This window comes from Aeromonas sp. Y318-3 (assembly GCF_027706185.1).
Classification (GTDB): Bacteria; Pseudomonadota; Gammaproteobacteria; order Enterobacterales; family Aeromonadaceae; genus Aeromonas; species Aeromonas veronii.
Genome location: NZ_JAPDCN010000006.1, coordinates 41,340 through 63,562 on the forward strand (window position 1 = coordinate 41,340; position 22,223 = coordinate 63,562).

At 59.9% G+C, this 22,223-nt stretch carries 15 protein-coding genes; 11 read left to right on the forward strand and 4 right to left on the reverse strand.

Annotation, left to right across the window (positions count from 1 at the left end; translation table 11 throughout):
* On the forward strand, positions 1 to 888 hold the full coding sequence (locus OKB77_RS09840; RefSeq protein WP_265775979.1) for a YjjW family glycine radical enzyme activase: 888 nt from the start codon (positions 1 to 3) through the stop codon (positions 886 to 888).
* A gap of 138 nt (positions 889 to 1,026) precedes the next feature.
* Complete coding sequence (locus tag OKB77_RS09845) at positions 1,027 to 1,350, forward strand: DUF1820 family protein (RefSeq protein ID WP_005340296.1); 324 nt, start codon at positions 1,027 to 1,029, stop codon at positions 1,348 to 1,350.
* Positions 1,351 to 1,413: 63 nt separating this feature from the next.
* Here OKB77_RS09845 and OKB77_RS09850 read toward each other — a convergent pair whose 3' ends face one another.
* Together OKB77_RS09850 and OKB77_RS09855 are read right to left on the reverse strand one after the other, a co-directional pair.
* The gene (locus tag OKB77_RS09850) at positions 1,414 to 2,346 is read right to left on the reverse strand and encodes a LysR family transcriptional regulator (RefSeq protein ID WP_265775978.1); all 933 of its coding nucleotides are present in this window, start codon (positions 2,344 to 2,346) and stop codon (positions 1,414 to 1,416) included.
* A gap of 164 nt (positions 2,347 to 2,510) precedes the next feature.
* Positions 2,511 to 3,707, reverse strand: a complete 1,197-nt coding sequence (locus OKB77_RS09855) for an amino acid aminotransferase (protein ID WP_265775977.1) — start codon at positions 3,705 to 3,707, stop codon at positions 2,511 to 2,513.
* Between the two features lie 454 nt (positions 3,708 to 4,161).
* On the opposite strand from OKB77_RS09855, the gene bcsG reads away from it, so the two are divergent.
* Genes bcsG through bcsC form a run of 7 tightly spaced genes read left to right on the forward strand, consistent with a single transcriptional unit; the run spans position 4,162 to position 15,975 of the window.
* Entirely contained in the window at positions 4,162 to 5,769 is a 1,608-nt protein-coding gene (gene bcsG / locus OKB77_RS09860; protein WP_252656114.1) for a cellulose biosynthesis protein BcsG, read from the forward strand.
* A gap of 13 nt (positions 5,770 to 5,782) precedes the next feature.
* The gene (bcsR, locus tag OKB77_RS09865; protein WP_100654600.1) at positions 5,783 to 5,989 is read left to right on the forward strand and encodes a cellulose biosynthesis protein BcsR; all 207 of its coding nucleotides are present in this window, start codon (positions 5,783 to 5,785) and stop codon (positions 5,987 to 5,989) included.
* Entirely contained in the window at positions 5,986 to 6,654 is a 669-nt protein-coding gene (locus OKB77_RS09870; RefSeq protein WP_042084270.1) for a cellulose synthase operon protein YhjQ/BcsQ, read from the forward strand. The genes bcsR and OKB77_RS09870 overlap by 4 nt, the downstream gene beginning before the upstream one ends.
* A gap of 23 nt (positions 6,655 to 6,677) precedes the next feature.
* A complete protein-coding gene (bcsA, locus tag OKB77_RS09875) occupies positions 6,678 to 9,218 on the forward strand; it encodes a UDP-forming cellulose synthase catalytic subunit (protein ID WP_270817622.1) in 2,541 nt (846 codons plus the stop codon).
* Positions 9,215 to 11,437, forward strand: coding sequence for a cellulose biosynthesis cyclic di-GMP-binding regulatory protein BcsB (gene bcsB / locus OKB77_RS09880; RefSeq protein ID WP_150390216.1), 2,223 nt, complete (start codon positions 9,215 to 9,217; stop codon positions 11,435 to 11,437). Before bcsA ends, bcsB begins: the two co-directional genes overlap by 4 nt.
* 3 nt (positions 11,438 to 11,440) lie before the next feature.
* Positions 11,441 to 12,550: a cellulose synthase complex periplasmic endoglucanase BcsZ gene (gene bcsZ / locus OKB77_RS09885; RefSeq protein WP_190973209.1), complete on the forward strand. Its 1,110-nt coding sequence runs from the start codon at positions 11,441 to 11,443 to the stop codon at positions 12,548 to 12,550.
* Positions 12,532 to 15,975, forward strand: coding sequence for a cellulose synthase complex outer membrane protein BcsC (gene bcsC, locus OKB77_RS09890; protein ID WP_270817550.1), 3,444 nt, complete (start codon positions 12,532 to 12,534; stop codon positions 15,973 to 15,975). The genes bcsZ and bcsC overlap by 19 nt, the downstream gene beginning before the upstream one ends.
* Positions 15,976 to 16,014: 39 nt before the next feature.
* Here the strand turns inward: bcsC and OKB77_RS09895 are convergent, their stop codons facing one another.
* A complete protein-coding gene (locus OKB77_RS09895; protein ID WP_005340299.1) occupies positions 16,015 to 16,290 on the reverse strand; it encodes a metal/formaldehyde-sensitive transcriptional repressor in 276 nt (91 codons plus the stop codon).
* A gap of 71 nt (positions 16,291 to 16,361) precedes the next feature.
* Between OKB77_RS09895 and dmeF the strand changes: the two genes are divergently transcribed.
* Positions 16,362 to 17,327, forward strand: coding sequence for a CDF family Co(II)/Ni(II) efflux transporter DmeF (gene dmeF / locus OKB77_RS09900; protein WP_139408541.1), 966 nt, complete (start codon positions 16,362 to 16,364; stop codon positions 17,325 to 17,327).
* A 46-nt stretch (positions 17,328 to 17,373) separates the two neighbouring features.
* Here dmeF and OKB77_RS09905 read toward each other — a convergent pair whose 3' ends face one another.
* Positions 17,374 to 17,787 (reverse strand): hypothetical protein, encoded by a 414-nt coding sequence (locus OKB77_RS09905; RefSeq protein ID WP_265775973.1) that lies wholly within the window; start codon positions 17,785 to 17,787, stop codon positions 17,374 to 17,376.
* 262 nt (positions 17,788 to 18,049) lie between these two features.
* On the opposite strand from OKB77_RS09905, the gene pulA reads away from it, so the two are divergent.
* Positions 18,050 to 22,114 carry a pullulanase-type alpha-1,6-glucosidase gene (gene pulA / locus OKB77_RS09910; RefSeq protein WP_270817551.1) on the forward strand — a complete coding sequence of 1,355 codons (4,065 nt, stop codon included), beginning with the start codon at positions 18,050 to 18,052 and terminating at the stop codon, positions 22,112 to 22,114.
* Positions 22,115 to 22,223: the final 109 nt, after the last annotated feature.

Below are 22,223 nucleotides of genomic sequence, written 5' to 3' on the forward strand. Positions count from 1 at the left end.
ATGGCTGATGTCTTGCCAACACGCAGCGCCCTGGTGAGCAGGGTGCTGCCGTTCTCCTGTGTCGACGGGCCGGGCAACCGGCTGGTGCTGTTTCTGCAAGGGTGCAACTTTCGCTGCCCCGGCTGCCACAACCCGCACACCATAGGGCTGTGCGACGATTGCGGTGACTGCCTTGCGGTCTGCCCGAGTGGCGCCCTTACCCTGAGTGAGGGCAAGACCCATTGGCAGGCGGCGCTCTGCACCGATTGCGACGCCTGTCTGGATGCCTGCCCGCGCAGTGCCAATCCCAAGACTGCTACCATGACGGTGGACGAGGTGTTGGCCCTGCTGCGCCGCTACGGCCCAATGCTGAGCGGGATTACCGTCTCCGGTGGTGAGGCGACCACCCAGCTCCCCTTTGTGGTTGCGCTGTTTGCCGCCATCAAGGGCGCGCCGGATCTGACCCATCTCACTTGCCTGCTCGACAGCAACGGTTCGCTGGCCGAAACCGGCTGGCAGCGGCTGCTACCGGTGCTCGACGGCGCCATGCTCGATCTCAAGGGGTGGCGTGACTCGGTGCATCACACCCTGACCGGCTATGGTCGCGAGCGGGTGCTGGAGTCGCTGCAACTACTGGCACGTCACGGCAAGCTGACTGAACTGCGGCTGCTCCATGTGCCGGGCAGGAGCGATTTTCTGGATGCGAAGGGTGAGCTTGACGCGGATCTTGCCGCCTTCTTGCAGCAGCTTGGGCCTGTGCCCATTCGCCTCAACGGCTTTCGCCACCATGGGGTACGGGGGGCGGCGGCGCAATGGCCGCAGGCTCACCAAACCGAGCTGGAACAGCTGGCCAGCCGTTTGCGTGCAGCGGGATTGGGGCCGGTCTCACTGCCTGCCTTGATGGGCTGAGTGGCTGCGTCATCCGGTGACCGTCATGGCGTGAGGTGCGGCATGGAAAGGCCGCAACTGTGATTTCTGTCTATTGGAGGGGGCGAGAACGGCGGCTAGAATAATGGCCATCTTCTTACCCCTCAATGACAGATAATCATGAGTGAAAGCAAGGCGTTATATCGGGTTCAGTTTATTTGCCACAGCGAGCGCTACGAAGTGTATGTGCGCGAAGTCAATCAGGGTCAGCTGTTCGGTTTTATCGAGATTGCCGATTTTGTCTGGGATAACCACACGGCGCTTATCGTCGATCCCAGTCACGAGAAGCTCAAGAGCGAATTTGCCGATGTGCGCCAGACCCTTATCCCCATGCATCAGGTGCTGCGCATCGATCAGGTGAAAAAGCAGGGGGCTGCCCGCATCACGGATCTGGGCAGCAACGTCGCCTCCTTCCCCAGCCCCATCTATACCAAACGTCCCTAGTCCCTACTTGCCGTTGATGTTTCACCGCGGTGAAACATCAATCTCTGCTCGCTGTCGTCCGGCTCAGGGCTCAATCAATTCGCGACCCAGTTGCAGGATCCGCTGGCGGAACCAGTGACGGGCCGAGCCATCACCGGCCGGGCCATACCAGACCAGACTGTGACTCACCTTGCCGTAATCGAACGGTGCCGGACGCATCACCAGATCCGGCTGACTGGCCATGCAGGCCGCCCAGCCACCGATGGCGGTGAGGAGCAGGTCGGTTTGAGGCAGTAGAGCCGCCGCGCTGGCAAAATCGGGCAGGGTGGCGCCAATCTGGCGACGCACCTGCTGCTGGGCCAGGCTCTGCTCGAAGAAGGGGTTGGCCAGCTCCTGATCCCGGATGGCGATATGGCGCCAGCTCAGGTAGGCATCGAGATCCCAAGGCTTGGTCAGCGCGGGGTGGTCTTTGCGCAGCAGGCAGACCAGTTTTTCTTCCCGCAGGGTCTCCCACACCAGCCCGGGCTGGCGCGGCAACGGCTGGCTCTGGTCATGGGGCAGGATCACGAAGTCGAGCTTGCCCGCTGCCAGCGCCTCCAGTCCCTGCTCATCCTTGTTCCAGATCTCCGGCACCATGCCCGGCACCTCTTTCATCAGCTGACCCAGAATGGGGCCCACCGGCCAGGTCATCACGCTCTCGCGCAATCCCAGCCGCAATGTGCCCTGCCACTGCTGCGGGTTGAAGGCGTTCTGGCGAGTGAGGCCGTTCAGCTCCCCCAACAGCCGGTGCAGGGTGGGCGCCAGTCGCTCGGCCATGGGGGTGAGCAGCAGCTGGTTGCCCTGGCGGTAGAGCAGTTGATCCCCCAGCAGATCCCGCAGCTGGTTGAGGGTTTTGCTGACGGTGGAAGGTGTGGTGCAGAGCCGCTCGGCGGTGCGGGTGACGCTCTGGTTGTCGAGCAGCAGGTGCAGGGTGACCAGATGGCGACCTCCCAGCCTAGAGAGAGCGATCAGATCCATAGTGGCTCCTGAAATTGATGAAGATAAACAGGCTTGGAATCAGAAAGATTCAACGTGACCTGCTGGCATTCTCTCACAGCAGGGGGAGGGTGAGCAGATCCATCAAGAGGTGACCGCGAACGCAACAAACAAAAAAAGCCCCGCCAAAGCGGGGCTGATGCGGATTAGCCCTTGAGCACCGCCGCCATGGCGTCGGCCACATAGTCGACGTTGCGGCTGTTGAGGCCCGCCACGCACATGCGACCGGATCGCACCAGATAGACGGCGAATTCTTCGCGCAGGCGATCTACCTGCTCCGGGGTGAAGCCGGTGTAGCTGAACATGCCGCGCTGGTTGATGAAGTAGCTGAAATCGCGGCCCGGCACCTTGGCACTCAACACCTCGAACAGCTTCTGGCGCATCGCCTTGATGCGGGTGCGCATCTCGGTCACTTCATCGACCCACATGGTGTGCAGCTCGGGTTGGCTCATCACAGCCGCGGTGATCTGGCCACCGTGAGTGGGCGGGCTTGAGTAGTTGCGGCGCACGGTGGCTTTCATCTGGCCCAGTACACGGCTGGCCTCTTCGGCATCCTGACAGATGACCGACAGGCCGCCACAGCGCTCGCCGTAGAAGGAGAGGTTCTTGGAAAACGAGTTGCTGACGAAGAAGCTGACGCCTGCAGCCACCATGGCGCGAATGGCGTAGGCATCCTCTTCCAGCCCGTCACCGAAGCCCTGATAGGCGATATCCATAAAGGGGATCAGGTTCTTCTCGACCACCAGTGCGATCACCCGATCCCACTGGGCACGGGAGAGATCCACCCCGGTCGGGTTGTGGCAGCAGGGGTGCAGCAGCACGATGCTCTTGGCCGGTAGAGTGCTCAGGCAGTCGATCATCGCATCGAACTGCACGCCGCCGGTGGCCGCATCGTAGTAGGGGTAGTCATGCACCTTGATGCCGGCTCCCTCGAACATCGCCTTGTGGTTGTCCCAGGTCGGATTGCTGACCCACACCTCGGAGGTCGGGAAGTAGCGCTTGAGCAGATCGGCCCCGATCTTCAGGGCGCCTGAGCCGCCGATGGTCTGGATGGTGGCGATACGTCCCGCCTTGACCGCTTCATGGTCGGCACCAAACAGCAGGTGTTGCACTGCGGTGCGGTAGTTGGCGGCGCCTTCCATCGGCTGGTAGGGGCGCGGCGCTGGGGCGGCGGCGCGCTGGGCTTCGGCCTGCTGCACCGACGGCAACAGCGGAATGCGGCCCTGCTCGTCGTAATAGAGGCCGATCCCCAGGTTCACCTTCTGCTCGCGGGTGTCTTTGTGGAAGGTCTCGACTAGCGTCAGGATGGGGTCGCCAGCATAGGCATCGACGTGTTCAAACATGGGGGATCCTTGAAATTGACTGTCCAGTAAAACCGGCGGTCAGCCGGGCTGGACATCATGGCGCAATCCCCATTTTGCCTCAAGCAGTTCGCGTGTTGTGGTGCATGTGCAGACGGTGCCCAGTTCATTGGGGCCAGTGGCGCAATGAAATTGTGATGTCTGGAGCGGGAGTTAAGTGACGCCCTCTTATTTTGATTGTAAAGTGTACGCAATATTATTGAATTATGTAGCTAATAACTTGCATTTATTTGGTATGTAATACTGCTCTCGAGGTTGGAATGAAGATATTTAACTGATGGCATGTTACGCTGCATAGGTAAATAACGTTCTTGTCAATTTTGAAGTTGTGCCCTAGCCGCAATTGTTCGGTTTGGTGGCTACAGGTAGATCGGTTTCAATGACGCGACATACATCTTCAGACTCTTTTTCTACCCCTACTAGGAACTGGCTCGGATTGGGTGGCTGGAACCTCTATTTTCTGGGGAAGCTGGCGTTGCTTTGGGGGGGATATCTCAATTATCACCCGCTGGCCAATCTGGTATTTGCTGCGTTTCTGCTTTTTCCACTCTCCACTACTACACCAATGCGGCGCGCAAGGTCGTTGATCGCCCTGCCGATAGGTATCGGGCTCTTCTATCACGACACCTGGCTGCCTGGTTTCGAGAGCATTGTCAGTCAAGGGGGGCAAGTTTTCTCTTTTACGGCTGATTACTGGTTGGAGTTATTCGAGCGTTTCATCAATTGGGAGATGGTCGGGGTTGGTTTTGTCATGTTGACGACCTACCTGTTTTTGGCGCAGTGGTTACGGTTTACACCCTGGGTGCTGGTTGCTCTGCTCTGGCTGTGGTTCTCCCCTCAGTTGTCGAGTGTGCTGCCGGGAATGAATGCACAAGCATCAAGCGTGGCTACCCAACTGGTGAAAAGGGTCGCTGAACACGAATCTGGGACGGGAGAACTGGAACAGCAGCTTGATCAAAGTGCTCCGCCCACCAGTGCCAACCTCAATACCTATCTGAATGATTTTTATCTTGAAGAGCGTGGGCGCGAGACTCGGTTTCCACAGCAGTTGCCTGCCAAAGCGACGCCTTTCGATGTGCTTGTCATCAATATCTGTTCTTTGGCCTGGAGTGATGTCGAGGCGAGCGGTCTGCTGGAGCATCCTGTATGGCGTCATTTCGATCTGATGTTCGACAGCTTTAATTCTGCCACCTCTTATAGCGGCCCTGCCTCGATTCGTCTGCTGCGTGCCAGTTGTGGTCAGCCCAGCCATCAGGACCTCTATTTAGCCGCCCCCAAACAGTGCTTGTTAATGGAACAGTTGGCTCAATTGGGATTTGAGAAGCAGGTGGCAATGGACCACTCTGGTGGGTTTGGGAATTATCTCAAGGAGCTAAAAGAGCTGGTCGCTCTCGATATTGAACCTATGAGCAGGGAAGGCTTACCGCATGATTTGGCCTCTTTTGATGGTGAGCCTATCTATCGGGATGATGCCTTGTTTGCTCGCTGGTTGCAGAAACGAAGCCAGAGCCAAGCTGATCGCAATGCCACCTTCTTTAACCTTATTGCTCTGCATGATGGCAATCGTTATGCCAAAAATCGGCAGCCAGCCCCCTACAAAGCACGGCTGCGCACTTTGCTGGATCAACTGGATCACTTCCTCTCCGAGCTGGAGCGCTCCGGTCGCAAGGTGATGGTGGTGGTGGTGCCGGAGCATGGTGCCGCCCTGACCGGTGACCGTATGCAGATGTCGGGGTTGCGGGATATTCCGAGCCCTGCGATTACCCGCATTCCTGTTGGCGTGGCCTTTATCGGCACCCAGGCTCCCCATGAGCCGACTCGCCATATCCCGGGAGAAAGCAGCTACCTAGCCATCTCCGATCTGGTGGCCAAAACGCTGGCGAGTGACCTGTTCGGCATGCCGACCATCGACTGGAATGGGCTGATCAACAACCTGCCCAAGACCCCCATGGTGTCGGAGAATCAGGGAACCGTGGTGGTGCATTACCAGGATGATTACCAAATCAAACTGGGACAGGGCGACTGGGTTCCTTATCCCCAATGATCCGGAGAGCAGCATGACGACTGATGAGCAGGTCAGTAAACCGGCACCTTTTGATGTCTCCGTAGAAGGGGGGGGGGTCACTGATATCGAGCTTGTCCAGAAGGCGTTTGGTGTCAGTTTTCTTTATCACGATATCGCCCTGGAAGAGCATCTGACAGAGATCCGGTCGCGCTTTCCTCTGCTCGCCGAGCTGGATTTGAAAAAAAGGAACGAAGAGTGATTACCGTTGCGCTGCAAGGGATAAGAGGGGGCGTGGGAACGACCTCAATCGTTGCGGGGTTGGCGCTGGCTGCCAGGCGGCAGGGCGCCAGGGTGCTGGCTGTTGATCTCTGTCCTGACAATCAATTGCCGCTCCATTTCGGGAGACCTCACGATGAGGTGTGCGGGTGGGGTTTGCTGGCTGATCCGACAAACAATTGGCGTTCCGCCATCTATTGCTGGCAACCCGATCTGGATCTGTTGGCTCAGGGCGGTGTTACGGGACTGTTGTCTACTGAGTGGTTATCTGCGGTTGAGGGGTATGATCTGGTGCTGCTGGACCTGCCTGCTGGCGTGACGCCGGTGGCATCAACCCGATTGCTCACCGTGGTCAATGCCGACGCTAACGCCCATACGCGGCTCTATCGCCATTCATTTCTTCCCCACGAACAGGTAGTGGTCACTCAATTTACTAGTCGGCGTGCACTGCAGCAGGATCTGCTCGACCTCTGGATGGAGGGGGGGGTCCCTCTGCTCACTATTCGCCTGCATCGGGATGAATCGATGGCGGAGGCGATGGCAGCCAAATTGCCGGTCGGTGACTATGCGCCCGACAGCTTGATTGCCCATGAGCTGGATGCGTTGGCGCGCTGGTGCCTCAGTCACGATAGAGACGCTTCATGCTAACTGCCTTGCTGACACCTGCCGCCATGTGCTGGTTACGTGACCGTTACCGGGAGTTGCGGGGCTCTGGCTCATCCCGCTGGGCCGCTGCGTCAGTGACGCTGTTGCGGTTGCTGGCGTGGGCACTGTTTCCACTTGAGAAACCTGCTTGGCAACGCTTGCTTGCCCGGAGCGATACCCTTTATCCACATGTGACGCATGCCCGCCCCGGGGACCCGCTTCGCTGGCTACTGCAGTCACTCTGGCTACTTGTCTGCAGGCCAGAACCCAGACCTTTCCGCTGGCCAACATGGTGCCTGCGGCTGTGGCAGAAAGGTACCTTGTGGCTGGAGGGGCGCTTGGCGCACTTCGAGCGCAACCAGTTGCAGCGGTCACGCAATGCCGTGGCTGTTGCCAGATGGAAGAGCGTGTTGCTCTGTACTGTGGCCGGGTTATTGAGCCTGCTCTGTATTACCCAGCCCTTTGATCTTTATGCCCAGCTTGTCTTTGTCCTCATGCTGGCTGTGATGGCATTCGTGCTGCGTGCCGTACCGGGACGCTATCCCATGCTGATGATGATGGTGCTATCCCTGACCGTTTCATGCCGCTATATCTGGTGGCGCTATACCTCCACCCTCGACTGGCTTGATCCCATAAGTCTCTTCTGTGGCCTTTTACTGCTGGCGGCTGAGACCTATGCCTGGGTTGTCCTGATCCTGGGGTACTGGCAAACCGCATGGCCACTCAATCGCCCGCCCGTACCGATGCCGGCTGATATTGCCAGCTGGCCTTCGGTGGATTTGATGATCCCCACTTACAACGAGGATCTGGCCATCGTCAAAGGGACTGTCTATGCCTCGCTGGCGCTGGACTGGCCAAAAGACAGACTGACCATCTGGCTGCTCGACGATGGCGGGCGCGAGGAGTTCAGACTGTTCGCCGAGGAGGTCGGGATCCGCTATGTGGCGCGTCCTACTCACGAGCATGCCAAGGCGGGCAATATCAACCATGCCCTCAAGTTGGCGAGTGGGGAGCTGGTGGCGATCTTCGACTGCGATCACCTGCCGACCCGCTCCTTCCTGCAGATGACGGTGGGGTGGTTTTTCAAGGATCCCGCACTGGGTCTGGTGCAGACGCCCCACCACTTCTTCTCGGCCGATCCCTTTGAGCGCAACCTGCATCGTTTTCGCAAAATGCCCAACGAGGGGGCCCTCTTCTACGGGTTAGTGCAAGATGGCAATGACATGTGGGATGCTACCTTTTTCTGCGGCTCCTGTGCTGTCATCAAGCGTTCGGCACTGGATGAGATTGGCGGGCTGGCGGTCGAGACCGTGACCGAGGATGCCCACACCTCGTTGCGGTTGCATCGTCAGGGGTACACCTCAGCTTATATGCGGATCCCTCAGGCGGCAGGGTTGGCAACCGAGAGCCTGTCGGCTCATATCGGCCAGCGTATTCGCTGGGCCCGCGGCATGGTGCAGATCCTGCGGCTGGATAACCCGCTGTTTGGCAAAGGGATCAGCCTGGGGCAACGACTCTGCTACTTCAACGCCATGCTCCATTTCCTGGCCGGGGTTCCGCGGCTGATCTTTCTGACCGCTCCGCTGGCCTTTCTGATCCTTCATGCCTATGTCATCTACGCCCCCGCGGCGGCGATCGCCCTTTACATGTTGCCGCACCTGTTTCATAGCGCGATGACCAACTCCCGGATCCAGGGCAAGGTACGTCACTCCTTCTGGGGTGAGGTCTACGAGACAGTGCTGGCTTGGTATATCGCGCGGCCTACCACTGTGGCCCTCTTTGCCCCGCACAAAGGCCAGTTCAACGTGACAAGCAAAGGGGGATTGACGGAGGAGGTCTATCTCGATCTGGAAGTATCACGTCCCTATCTGATCCTGGTGCTGCTCAATATCTGCGGTCTTGGATTCGGTATCTGGCGCATTCTGGTCGGGCCGTCCGACGAGATCCCGACCCTGATCCTCAGCATGTTGTGGGCCCTCTACAACATGACCATTCTGGGTGGAGCATTGGCCGTTGCCTTCGAATCTCGCCAGATGCGCAGCAATCCACGGGTGGAGATGGCGATGCCTGCCGCCATCAAACTGGCCAATGGACATCTTTATCCCTGCACCCTCAGCGACTATTCGAACGGTGGTGTGGGCATTCGTCTCGATGCGCCTCTGCCTCTGGCTGGCAAGGAGCGGGTCTGGCTGTTGCTGCGCTATGGACACCGGGAAGCGGCATTCCCCGCCCGGGTTCAGCGCATATTTAGCAGTCGCCTCGGGCTGGAGCTGGAGCCAATGGACAAGGCGCAACATATTGCGTTTATCCAGTGCACCTTTGCCCGCGCCGATACCTGGTCTTTGTGGCAAAAACGGCTGGGCAGCGATCGTCCGTTGCACAGTTTTTTCCAGATAGTTCAGCTGGGCTGGGGGGCTTACTGGCGTCTGCTGCGCTCCACGCCGCTGGCTTCGCTCTGCATCCTCAGTGAGAAGCTGGTGTTCTGGCTGCTCTCTTTTGTTCCACGTCGCGTCTCTTCGGATTTTCGTTCCGGAACCCCGACAGCACAGACAGTAAAAGCATCATGAAACCAAAACCTTACTTGCTTACATTGATACTGGCGGCTTCCACGGTATCGGCGACAGAGATGACGGGACCGCTGCCCGCGGTAGATGCCCCGGTTCGCACTCGTTCCATGACGCTGGAGCAGATGGCTGCACAGCCAGGCACTTTCTCCCTGCGCGGCAACTTGCCAGATGGGCTCGCCGATTTCACCGTACGGCGTGACGAGGTGGTGACCCAGGCCACACTGGATCTGGATTTCACCCCTTCGCCTTCCCTGCTGCCGCTGGTTTCGCAGCTCAAGGTCTATCTCAATGACGAGCTGATGGGCGTGCAGCCCTTTGTTGACAAGCAGATGGGGCAGCGGAGCTACGCCTCTATGGTGCTTGATCCCCGTTACGCCAAGGATTTCAACCGGCTCAAACTGAACTTCATCGGCCACTATCAGAAGGTCTGTGAAAACCCGGCCAGCGATACCCTGTGGCTCAATATCAATCGGGATACCCGCCTCAATCTGCAGTTGCAGACCCTGCCGGTACGCAATGAGCTCTCCTTCTTCCCGATGCCGTTTCTCGACACGCGTGATGATGCGCAGCTGGTGCTGCCCATGGTATTTGCCGGGGCGGTTTCGCTGGAGCAGCAACAGGCGGCAGCGGTGCTGGCGTCCTGGTTTGGGGCCAAGGCGCAATGGCGCGGCCAGCATTTTCCGGTGCTGATCAATGAGATACCGACACGCAATGCCATTATTTTTATCACCAACAATAGTCGCCCCGACTTTCTGGTCGATTACCCCAAGGTGACGGGGCCCACCATCGACATGGTGAGTGCGCCTGATAACCCCTATGTGAAATTGTTGGTGATATCGGGGCGAAATGAGGATGACCTGCTGCTTGCCAGCAAAGGGATCGCGCAGGGGAATGTCTTGTTGCGTGGTCAGAGCGTACGGGTTGAAGAGCTCAAGCCTCTGGCACCAAGAGTGCCCTATGACGCACCCAACTGGGTCAGGCTGGATCGGCCGGTGCGTTTTGCCGAGTTGCTCGACTATCCGGGTCAGTTGCAAGCCAGCGGGCGAGCGATCTGGCCGCTGGATCTCACCGTCAAGTTGCCACCTGACCTCTATCAGCCGGGGGCGAACGGGATCAAGCTGCAGCTGGGATATCACTACACATCACCGGTGCTGCATGACGGCTCCCGGCTGGATGTGAAGGTGAACGATCAGCTGATGAAGTCGTATCCCCTGGCGCCAGACGAGATCAAGGGCAAGCAGTTGCTGACGCTGCCCCTCTGGTTGACTGGCGACGATGAGTCCAGAGCGTTGCGGATGCCCGGGCTCAAGAGCGGGCAACCCAATCGTCTCAGTTTCGCGTTCCAATATGGTCAGCAGCTCATGGGCGGGCATGAGGATGGTCGCTGCGATCTGCTGTTGCCACCGGCCCATCAGGTTCGGATTGATGAGAATTCGACCCTCGACTTTACCGGCTACCGCCATCTGATCGAGATGCCGAACCTGAAGGCCTTCTCCGGATCGGGTTTCCCGTTCAGCAAGCTGGCTGATCTATCTGAAACACAGATAGTTATGCCGCTTAAACCATCTTCCGAGCAGATATCTACCCTGCTCGATACCCTGGGGGCGATCGGTGCGGAAACCGGTTATCCGGCCCTGGCGGTGACCCTGACCAATGATTGGCAGCAGGTGCGGGATGCCGACCTTGATACCCTGCTGATCGGCGATTTGCCCGCCGAATTTCGCCATGATGCCGAACCGGATGCGCTGCTCGCCTCGCTGCAGAGCTGGATAAATCAGCCGAGGCGTGAGTTCAGGTCGGTCGAGCACTCGTCAGCCAGCGACCGCCAGCCAGAGGCAAGGGTCGGGATCAGCGGGAATGATGCGATAGCCGTGGTACTTGGTCTGCAATCGCCTGCTCACCCGCAGCGCAGTGTGGTGGCCCTGCTGGCAGATGGTAACGCCGGTATCCGATTGCTGAACGAGACGATGCAAGCTCCTTCGCTGCGGGCTCAGGTTGAGGGCTCGGTGGCGATTATCCGCGAGGCCGGGGTCACCGCGCTGGATGTCGGCGATCGCTACGAGGTGGGTTATCTCCCCTGGTGGGAGCGCGTGTGGCATCTGCTGGCCAACCATCCGGTGCGTCTGGCCGGGGTCACGCTGATCAGCATGCTGCTGCTGGGATGGGGTCTCAGGTTGTTGCTGGCTCAGGTCAGTCGCCGTCGTTTGAAGGAAGAGTAAGAGATGAGAAAGATGATCCGACAGATCGCGTTACTGCTGCTCTGGTGTGCCAGCGCACTCCCGGCACGAGCAGCGTGTGACTGGCCCGAGTGGCAGCAGTTCAAGCGGGATTACATGACTGCCGAGGGACGGGTGGTTGACCCGTCAGACGCGCGCCGCATCACCACCTCGGAAGGGCAGAGCTATGCGCTCTTTTTTGCGCTGGTCAACGATGATCGGGAGACGTTCGAGCTGGTGCTGAACTGGACCGAACGCGAGCTGGCAAAAGGGGATCTGACCGGCTTCCTGCCTGCATGGCTATGGGGGCAGCAGGGAGATAAGTGGGGTGTGCTGGATGCCAATAGCGCGGCAGATTCGGATCTCTGGATCGCCTACAGCCTGCTGGAGGCCGGGCGTTTGTGGCAGAACCACAGCTACGAATCCATCGGCACCATGCTGCTGCGTCGTATCGCCCGGGAAGAGGTGGCACGAGTGCCGGGCTTGGGGCCGGTGCTGCTGCCGGGGCCCAAAGGGTTTGTTGCGGAAAATCGCTGGACGATCAACCCCGCCTATTTGCCTCCCCAGTTGCTGGCGCGAGTCGCCGGCATGCAGGGGCCGTGGCAAGAGATGCACAAGCAGTGGCCCGCCATGTTGATGGCAAGTGCCCCCGGGGGATTTGCCCCTGACTGGGTCGACTGGCAGCAGCCGACAGGCTGGGTGAGCAACGCCAAGCATGGTGATCGCGGCAGCTATGATGCGATCCGGGTCTATCTCTGGGTCGGTATGCTCAGCGCTGACGATCCGGCGAAACAGCAACTGGTGGCCCACTTCTCGCCCATGCAGGCCTATATCAATCGAACCGGCCAGGTTCCGGAGCGCATCGATACCGCCACCGGCAAGGTTGAGGGAAGTGGTGCGGGCGGTTTTGCCGCGGCCCTGCTCCCCCTGATGCAAGGAGAGCCTGCACTTGAGGCGCTGCGCGCACAAGTCGGCCAGCGCGGCTGGGATGCCCATGCCTACTATGGCAGCGTGCTGACGCTGTTCGGCTCAGGCTGGGATCAGCAGCGTTATCGTTTTGCGGCAAATGGCAATCTGATCCCCCGCTGGAGCGAGCAATGTCATCAACCAGAGTGACATCCCTCTGCCTGGCGCTCGGGTTACTGATGAGCGGTCAGGCCCAGAGTGCGGTTGAGCCCGTCAGCTGGTTGCTGGAGCAGGTGCGCGTCGGGGAGGCGACCCATAACGAGGCGCTGATCAGCAATTCGCTCTACTCTCTCTCTCTGGTTGAGCCGAACCATCCCGAGCTGCTAGCTGCCAGGGCTCGTCAGGCGCTGCGTCTCGGCAAGCTGGTCGATGCCCGGCAAGCGCTGACAAAGTTGGCCAGCGTGGCGCCGGATTCGAGCCAGTACCGGCAGATCATGGCCGCACTGGCGCTGGAAGCTCCCGCTGTGCGCCAGCAGTTGCAGCAGGCTCGCGTGCTTGCCAGCGCAGGGCGCTTGCAGGAGGCGCAAGCCGAATACCGCAAGCTGTTTGATTCTGATGGGCCGCCGACGCTGGATCTGGCGGTGGAATATGCGCTGCTTGAGGCCCGCATTCCCGCTAGCCACAAGGCTGCGATGGCCACCTTGCAGGATCTTGAGCTGCGCTATCCCGGTCATGCAGGGTTGCGGGCCGGTCTGGTGAGCAACCTGCAGCAGGATGGTCGCTATCAGGAGGCCATGGTGTTGCTCAAGCGCATGGCACTTCATCCCGGTAGCCGAGATGCGGCCGCCTCTCTCTGGCTCGCTTCGATCCGCGATATGCCGGTCGGTACTGAGAGCATGGATGCGCTGCGCCAGTTCGTTGTGACGTTTGGCTCTGACAGCGAGGTGGATGAGGCCTTGAAGCTGCTTGATACCCAGGAGCAGCAGTGGGCATCTCCGGCCTTTCGCCAGCGTCAGGAAGCACTGGTACGCAACCGTGCCGGCAAGGCATCGGTGCGGGAGATCAGCGCTGCGCTGGCTGCCAACCCTGATGATCAGGGGCTGAGAGGCGCCTTGGCCGAAGCCTACTCACGCAACAACCGGCGTGCGGAAGCGGTATCCCAGCTGGAGCAGCTGTTGCGGCAGCCTGACGTAGCCCTGCGCGCAAAGTGGGAGAGCTTGCTGGCGACCAACCGTTACTGGTTATTGCTTGAACGTGCCGACAAAGCTGCCGCCACCCGGCAGTGGGAAGAGGCTGCGATTCTTTACCGGCAAGCCACCCAGCTTGATCCGCAGGAACCTGAGGGGTGGCTTGGGGTCGGTGACAGCGAACTCGCTCGTCAACAAGAGCGGGAGGCAGAGCAGGCTTATCGCAAGGTGCTTGCCTTTGCTCCCGGCAACGAGCGGGCGCTGGGGCGTCTGTTTGATCTTTATGTAAAGCAGGACCCGGCCAAAGCAGTAGCGCTGGCCAAACAGAGTCGATCTCCTCGCTTGCAGGCACAAGCTGCGCAGCTCAAGGCAAAGCAGCTGGAGGAGGAGGCCGACATGCTTGCTCAGGCGGGCAAATGGCCGCAGGCAGTGGCGCGGCGTCAGGAGGCATTGCGCTTGCGACCTGATGATGTCTGGCTGGCGTATCGGCTGGCTGAAGATTTGGCTCATGTCGATGGCTCTGCCGCGGGTGAGCATCTGCTGCGGCAACGTCTTGCAGCCACGCCTCGTGATCTCTCGTTGCGTTATGCCACCGCACTCTTTCTTTCCGGACAGGGCCACCTGGCGCAAGCCCGCACTCTGCTGGCCGAAGAGCCCGCAGCACGCTGGAGCAACGATATGCGTGAGCTGGATAGCCGACTTGCTCGCCGGGAACTGGTGGCACAAGCGACCCGACTTCGTGAGCAGGGCGATGAGGCTGCGGCCGAGCGGTTGCTGCAACCCCTGTTGCCTGATGAGGATATCGCTTTGCGCTTGGCGCAATGGGCGATGGTGCGCAGTGACAGGGGACGCGCCGCGCAGCTCTATCAGGGTATTCTGGCTGAACATCCGCAGCATCCCGATGCGCGGCTTGGCATGGCTGAAATCGCGTTGGCCAGAGGGGATCGCCAAGCTGCTTATCGCTGGCTGCCTGCATGGCCAGATAGCCCATCGCCAGACAAGGTGAATCTCTATCGTCAGGCCGCCAATCTTTACCTGCAGCTGGGGGAGCCTGACATTGCACAGGCGATTTTTGCCACCTATGCCCCGCTGGTGTCCGGGCTGCCCTCCTCTCAAGAGACCACCCTGTTTTGGCGTGATGCTGCGCGCCAGCGTTTTGCCAGCGGAGACAACAAGGGGGCCCTGGCCCTGGATAGAAAGGCTCTGCTGGCCGGCGGTATTATCCCCCGGGAAGATATATCTGATGGCGATCTGAGCGAGCAGGCGCGTCGCCAGCGTGGTGACGATTGGCTGATCTCTGGCCTGCGCAGCGATCTTGATCGGCACTATCGTCAGGAGCAAACCACCTTCTCGTTTGACAGTGACTACTGGGGCTCCAGTGGTACGCCTGGCTTATCCAATCTTCGCGCCCTGACCCAGATGCTGCAGCTGGATATGCCTTTGGCAGGCGGAACCTGGTTCAACCGACTCGAGCTGGTCGAGATGGATGCGGGAACTCTGCCTGCCTCGCCCTACAAGGAGCAACTGGGCACCTGTGCCGAGACCAGTTGCAGTAGTATGGAGCGACAGCGACAGCAGGGTACTGCGGTCGCCACCGGTTGGCACGATGAGCGTTGGTCTTTTGATCTGGGGACAACACCGGTCGGGTTCGAGGTGGTGGACTGGGTCGGGGGGGCGAGTGTGAGAGGGGATTGGCAGAGCCTGGGGTGGCGGGCCATCGCGTCACGCCGTCCGCTCAATAGCTCTCTGCTCTCCTATGCCGGTGTCAGCGATCCCGGCAGTGGCATTCGTTGGGGCGGTGTGCGAGCCAATGGCATACGCCTGGATCTGAGCCATGACCAGGGTGGGGACACAGGTCTCTGGGGGAGCGTTCAGCAGCATCTCCTGACGGGCAAGAATGTGCCTGACAACTGGCGTACCCGACTGATGGGGGGCAGTTATTACAAGCTGATCAATGAGGATCACCGCCGGGTCAGTGTCGGACTGAACGCCATGTGGTGGCACTATCAGCAGGATCTGAGTGGTTACACCCTGGGGCAAGGGGGGTATTACAGTCCCCAGAATTATCTCTCGGTATCGCTGCCGGTCAGCTATCGCCAGCGCGTGCAGGACTGGTCCTGGGAGCTTGGTGGCTCTGTCTCCTGGTCACAGGCCAGAACCGATGACAGTCGCCGTTATCCTCTGCCCGGTCTGTTGCCGGATGGCTTGCCGGATAAGGATGCCCCCGTGGCGGGGGGGAGCAGCAGTGGCATGGGTTATACCCTCAATGGGATGGTCGAGCACCGCCTGACCGATCATTGGCGTATCGGTGGTCGCATCGACATTCAGCAGGCGGATGACTATGCCCCCAGCCATGCCACTCTGTTCCTGCGTTACACCTTCAAGCCGTGGCGGGGAGATCTCGATATGCCGCCACTGCCTCTGACCCCGTATGCGGAGTTTGATTGACGAGATGCCCGGTTTGCCACCGGGCATCTTTGCATGGCGTCACTTCAGATAGGATCGCAGGACGCTGACCACCTGATCCAGATCCTCCAGCCGCTCGGCCGGGGTGGCATCGGGGGCGCCGAGATGCTCGCGCATATGCCCCTCCAGCACCTCCAGCATCAGGCCGTTGACGGCGCCGCGGATGGCGGCGATCTGCTGCAAGATAGCGGTGCAGTCGCTCTCCTGCTCCAGTGCACTCTCCAGCGCACCGGCCTGTCCCTTGATGCGGCGCACCCGTGCCAGCAGCTTCTTTTTGTCGTGAATGGTGTGGGACATGACGGATCCTCTCGATCAGTAAAACTATACTGGGGTATAGTATATTGCATCATCGCTCTCAGGAGAAATCCATGTCATCCCTCGCTCAATCACACTGCCATCAACCCGTCATCCACGAGGGCAATCCGCTGGCCGAACAGAAGACCCGCTGGGCCGTTTTGCTGACCGTCATCATGATGGTGGCGGAGATTGGCGGCGGCTGGTTCTACAACTCCATGGCGCTGCTGGCCGATGGCTGGCACATGAGCTCCCACGCGCTGGCGCTCGGTCTCTCGGTGCTGGCCTATCGCGCCGCCCGCCATTTCGCCCGTGACCACAGATTCAGCTTCGGCACCTGGAAGATCGAGGTGCTGGGTGGCTTCACCAGCGCCCTGTTGCTGGTAGGAGTGGCTGGGTTGATGCTGTTCGAGTCGGTGTTCCGGCTGCTCGATCCCAGTCCGATACACTATCAACAGGCGATCGCTATCGCGCTGGTGGGGCTGCTGGTAAACCTCGCCTGTGCCTGGCTGCTCAAGGATGATCACGGCCACCATCACCATGGGCATGACCACCATCATGAGCATCACGACCACGATCATCATCATGACCATGACGATCACCACGGTCATCAGGATCTCAACCTGCGCGCCGCCTATATCCACGTGTTGGCGGATGCGGCCACTTCCGTGCTGGCGATTCTGGCGCTGACTGGGGGTATGTTGTGGGGGGCCGACTGGCTGGATCCGCTGATGGGCATAGTGGGTGCCGGACTGGTCGCGGTGTGGGCCTGGGGCCTGTTGCGCGACTCTGGTCGGGTGCTGCTGGATGCCGAGATGGATACCCCGCTGGTGGCGGAGATCCGCGAGGTCATCGCCGAACTGCCGGGCACCGATATCCGCGATCTGCACGTCTGGCGGGTAGGGCAGCAGCAGTATGCCTGCGTGCTCTCTTTGCTGATGGTCAATCCGCTACCGGCGCAGCAGATCCGTGAGCGGCTGGCGATCCATGAAGAGCTGGTGCATGTGACCATCGAGATCGCCAGCGAACAGGATAAATAACGGGGGCCGTTGGCCCCCTTGGTTTCAGTGCCTTGGTTCCCTGACGTCAGTGCGGCTGCCCGGTGATCTCATCCTGGGGCTTGTGTTGCCACACAGCGCCGAGCAGCAGCTTGAGCAGCAGTCCGGGCGGGTTGTCCAGCAGATTGCCGGACTCCAGCAGCAGCTGACCATCGGCGCGAAACCCGAGGCTTGCATCTATGGTGCCATCCTCCGAGACTACCTGGATCAGGCCATTGAGGGCGGAACGCTCACCGGGCTGACAGCGCAGCCGCAGTTCGCGGGGTTCCCCCAGCAGGGTGAAGGCGCGGCTCAGCGGGGGCGAGTCTTCATAATCGGGCCAGTTGAAGAAGTGATACTGCTCGGCCAGGGTGCCAGCCTGCTGGCAAAACTGGTCGAACAGCTGCCCGATCGCCTGATACTCCTGATCGAGTCGTTTTGCCTGCTCTTCAATCCGTTTCATTGTTTACTCCTTGTCTATCCACTTGATCAGACATTGCTTTTCTGACCCCGTGACTGCCGTTTTCCAGATATGAGGCCAAATGGCTACGAGGTCTGTGAGCCGGATCGAAGTTTCAGTCTGAAAACGTTATCTTGTTGAAACTGGATGGGTTTTTTGCCCTTCCGCTCACATTTGAATCGATTGCCGCTGATTAATATGGCACCGCCTGGCAATGACCGGGTGCTCGACTATCGAGACTAACTACAGCGGGAATTATAAAAATATGGATATGAAAAAGACCAAAGTGGCGCTGGTAACAGCCTCACTGCTCGCGCTTTTGTCTGGCTGTAATGACAACAGCTCTGATGCCTCCGGTGTGAACCCCGTCCCCCCTACACCGCCTACACCTGAAGTCACCGATGGGCCTGTCGCTCGTCTGCCCAAGATGGATCCCCCGAAAGAGTTGCTGGTTGCCGGCGATAATCAGGTGGTCATTGCGCTGGTGGATACCCAGTCGGCAGCCAAAGGGGCCAAGGCACCGTTTGACAGCCACAGCTTGCACCTTTGGAACAACGACGCCTGCCAGGCAACGGCTGATAGTGGCCTGAATACCGGGTGGGATGACAAGAGCAAGACTCCTGCCACTGCCGACAGCTTTGGTCCGGCCTGGGTCGTTCCGCTCAACAAGGTGGAAGGGTGCATCAACTTTATCGCTCGCAACGGCGATCTGGCCAACCTGACCGGCAGCGATATGAAGGTGAGCTTCAGTGAGCACCCGGATCGCACCGTGGCCATCGTCGCGGGCAAGAAAGATCTGTTTGGCAGCCGTGCCGAAGCCTTTACCGCCGCCTTTGGCGTGGCGGGGGCCAGCGCTCATCTTATCGATGGCAATACCCTGATTTGGCAAGGGGGCAAGGACAGGCCCCACGTTCGCCTCTATTACAGCGACTCGGGCACTATCAAGGCCAATGCCGATGGGGTGTTCGATTTCCCCTATATCAGCCTGACCGCGACCGGCCTGACTGCCGAGCAGCAGGCCAAATATCCGCATCTCAAGGATGCCGCCGCTTTTGCCCTGCCAGCCGGTAAAGATCTCAAGCCCCTGCTCAAGGGGGAACTGGTGGCTATCGGCACCGATGCCGATGGTATCCTGCAGGGGGCGACCCTGGTGCAGAGTGCCGGTGCTCTCGATGCGCTCTATGCTCCCGAGGCGACCAAGCTGAGCTATGGCGCCGTGGTAGAGGGCAACCGGGTGACCTTCCGCCTCTGGGCGCCGACCGCCAAGTCGGTCAAGCTGGCCCTCTACAACGCCAGCCACCAGAAGAGTGGTGAAGTGGCCATGACCTTCGACAGCGCCAGCGGCAGCTGGAGTTACGAAGGGGGCAGCGAGCTGATCGGCCAGTTCTACCGCTACGACATGGAGGTCTACCACCCGCTGAGCCGCAAGGTCGAGCACTACGAGGTGACCGATCCCTACTCCTTGAGCCTGGCGATGAACTCCGAGTTCAGTCAGGTAGTGGATCTCGACGATCCGGCCCTGAAACCGGAAGGATGGGATAGCCTCAAGGCGCCCCACAGCCAGCAGAACCCCGCCGACATCACCATCTATGAGACCCATGTTCGTGACCTGACCGGTAACGATGCCTCCACCGATGAAGAGAAGCGCGGCAAGTTTGTCGGTCTGACCCAGCCCGACTCTGTACCGGTCAACCATCTGAAAGCGCTGGCCAAAAGCGGCGTTAGCCACCTGCACCTGCTGCCGGTGTTCGATATCGCTACCGTCAACGAGGATCCGGCCAAGGTAGCCAATCTCGGCGATGACTTCAGCAAGCTCTGTCAGGTCAATCCGGATGTGAAAACATCCAAATTTGGCGGCTATTGCGGTGGCGGTCAGACCGTGGGAGATGTGCTGGCCGACCTGCAAGGGGGCGACAGCAAGGATAATCCGCAGGTGCAGGAGCTCTCCGGCTATCTGCGCGGCGTCGACTCCTTCAACTGGGGTTATGATCCCTACCACTACACCACGCCGGAAGGCTCCTACGCCACCAACGCCGAGGGCACCAAACGTATTCTGGAGTTCCGCGAGATGGTCAAGGCTATCAAGCAGAACATCGGCATGAACGTGGTGATGGATGTGGTCTACAACCATACCAACGAATCCGGGCTCGGCCCCAAGTCGGTGCTCGACAAGATAGTGCCTTGGTACTATCAGCGCCTCAATCCGGAGACCGGCTCGGTGGAGAACTCCACCTGTTGCTCCAACACGGCGCCGGAGCACGCCATGTTCGCCAAGCTGATGGATGACTCTCTGGTCACCTGGGCTCGCGACTACAAGATCGACGCCTTCCGCTTCGACCTGATGGGCCACCATCCGAAAGATCAGATGGTGCAGGCGCTGGCCGCGGTGAAGAAGGTCAATCCCGAGATGTACTTCTACGGCGAGGGGTGGAACTTCGGCGAAGTGCAGGATGACAAGCGCTTCGTGCAGGCGACCCAGAAGCATCTGGGTGGTACTGGCATCGGCTCCTTCTCCGACCGCTTGCGCGATGCGGTGCGCGGCGGCAGTCCGTTTGACGGTGGCGATACCATTCGCAAGACCCAGGGCTTTGGCAACGGTGCCTTCGTCGATCCTAACGAAATGAGCAAGGTGGATCTGGCTACGGCCTTGCACCAGTCCGATCTGGTGCGGCTCGGCATGGCGGGCAACCTCAAGGAGTTCGTGCTGACCGACAAGGATGGCATGCCGAAGAAAGGCGCCGAGATCGACTACAACGGTCAGAGCGCCGGTTATGCCCAGGACCCGGTGGAAGTGCAGAACTATGTCGACAAGCACGACAACCAGACCCTGTTCGACAACCTGATCTACAAGGCGCCTGCCGGAGCCGATCTGGTGCGGATGCAGGGGGTATCGCTGGCGACTGCCATGCTGGGTCAGGGCATTCCCTTCACCCACGCCGGTGTCGAGCTGCTGCGTTCCAAATCCATGGAGCGGGACAGCTATGACTCGGGCGACTGGTACAACAAGGTCGACTACACCCTGGGCGACAACAACTTCGACAAGGGGTTGCCGCGCAAGGACAAGGATGGCGACAACTATCCGCTGATCGAGCAGGTGCTCGGCAAGCATGCCAAGCCGGGCTCGGCCGAGATGGCGCAGATGGTGAGCTTCTATCAGGAGCTGGCGGAGCTGCGCAACTCCTCCCGCCTGCTGCGTCTGGGCAGCGGAGCCGAGGTGATCAAGCGGGTCGACTTCCGCAATACCGGCCCGGATCAGGTGCCCGGCCTTATCGTCATGACGGTGGATGATGGCGTCAGTGCCGGGGCGGATCTGGATCCGGCCATCGACGGTCTGGTGGTGATGATCAACGCCAGCAACCAGAGCCAGAGCATCGGCGACTTCCGTGATGGCAACGATCAGCCGATCGATCTGAGCGGTATGGTGCTAAGCAGCAAGCATCGCGCTGTCGACAGCATCGCCAGCGGCGCCGCCTATGATAACGGCCAGCTGACGCTGGGGGCCTGGTCTGCCGCCGTGTTCGTCAAGCCGCAGTCTGGTGCACAGGGCGCGGGCCTGCCGGTCAGCAAGAAGACCGACCTGAGCACCCTGCCACCGTTTGGCAACACCGATGTTTATCTGAAGGGGTTCCTCGATGAGTGGGGTAACACCAACCAGATGACCTTCAGCGGCAACTTTATGTATGAGTTCACTACCGAGGTGAGCACCGACAAGCTGGGTACCACCAACGTCAAGATCGCTGACGCCAGCTGGGGGCCGGTCAACTACGGCAGCTGCAACGTTGGTGACAAGCTGGTGGTCGGCACTCCGCTGACCCTTTGCAAGGGTGGCGATACCGGCAACATCGGTGTCGATCTGGCCAAGGCAGGCAGCTACAAGTTTGTCTTTACCGCCATGAACAAGGACAAACCGACCCTGAGCGTCAGCTTCACCGAGCCGGTGCAGAGCTGCAAGGTGCTGGAGACGGTGGCGGGCAATCCGCTCGGCTACAACCTGTTCGTCAAGGGTGAGCTTTCTGGCTGGAATGCCCAGCCCCAGTACCAGCTGAGCTACAAGGGAATGGACGGCGATCTCGCCATCTATCAGGCGGCGTTCAACTATGCCGGCAGCACCGAGTTCAAGGTGGCCAACGAGGACTGGAGCAAGGAGTACCTGCTCAACGGTGGCGGCGCGGTGAACGCTGAAACCGGCTATTCGTTCGCCTTCTCCAAGGGGGGCAGTGCCAATAACAGCATCACCTTGCCGCAGGGGCTGTGGAGTGTGCTGGTGAAGGTTGACCCGGCTGGCGTCAAGGCGGGTACTGCCGTCATTCAGGAGTGCAGCGTCAAGTAAGCAAGCCATTGAGTCCGGGGGATGGCTCGGCGCCCCCGGGTTGAATTCCACCTTGCCAAGGGTGGGATAACTCCGAGAGAGTAAGCAAAGCGCGACTGCCGACCGGCAG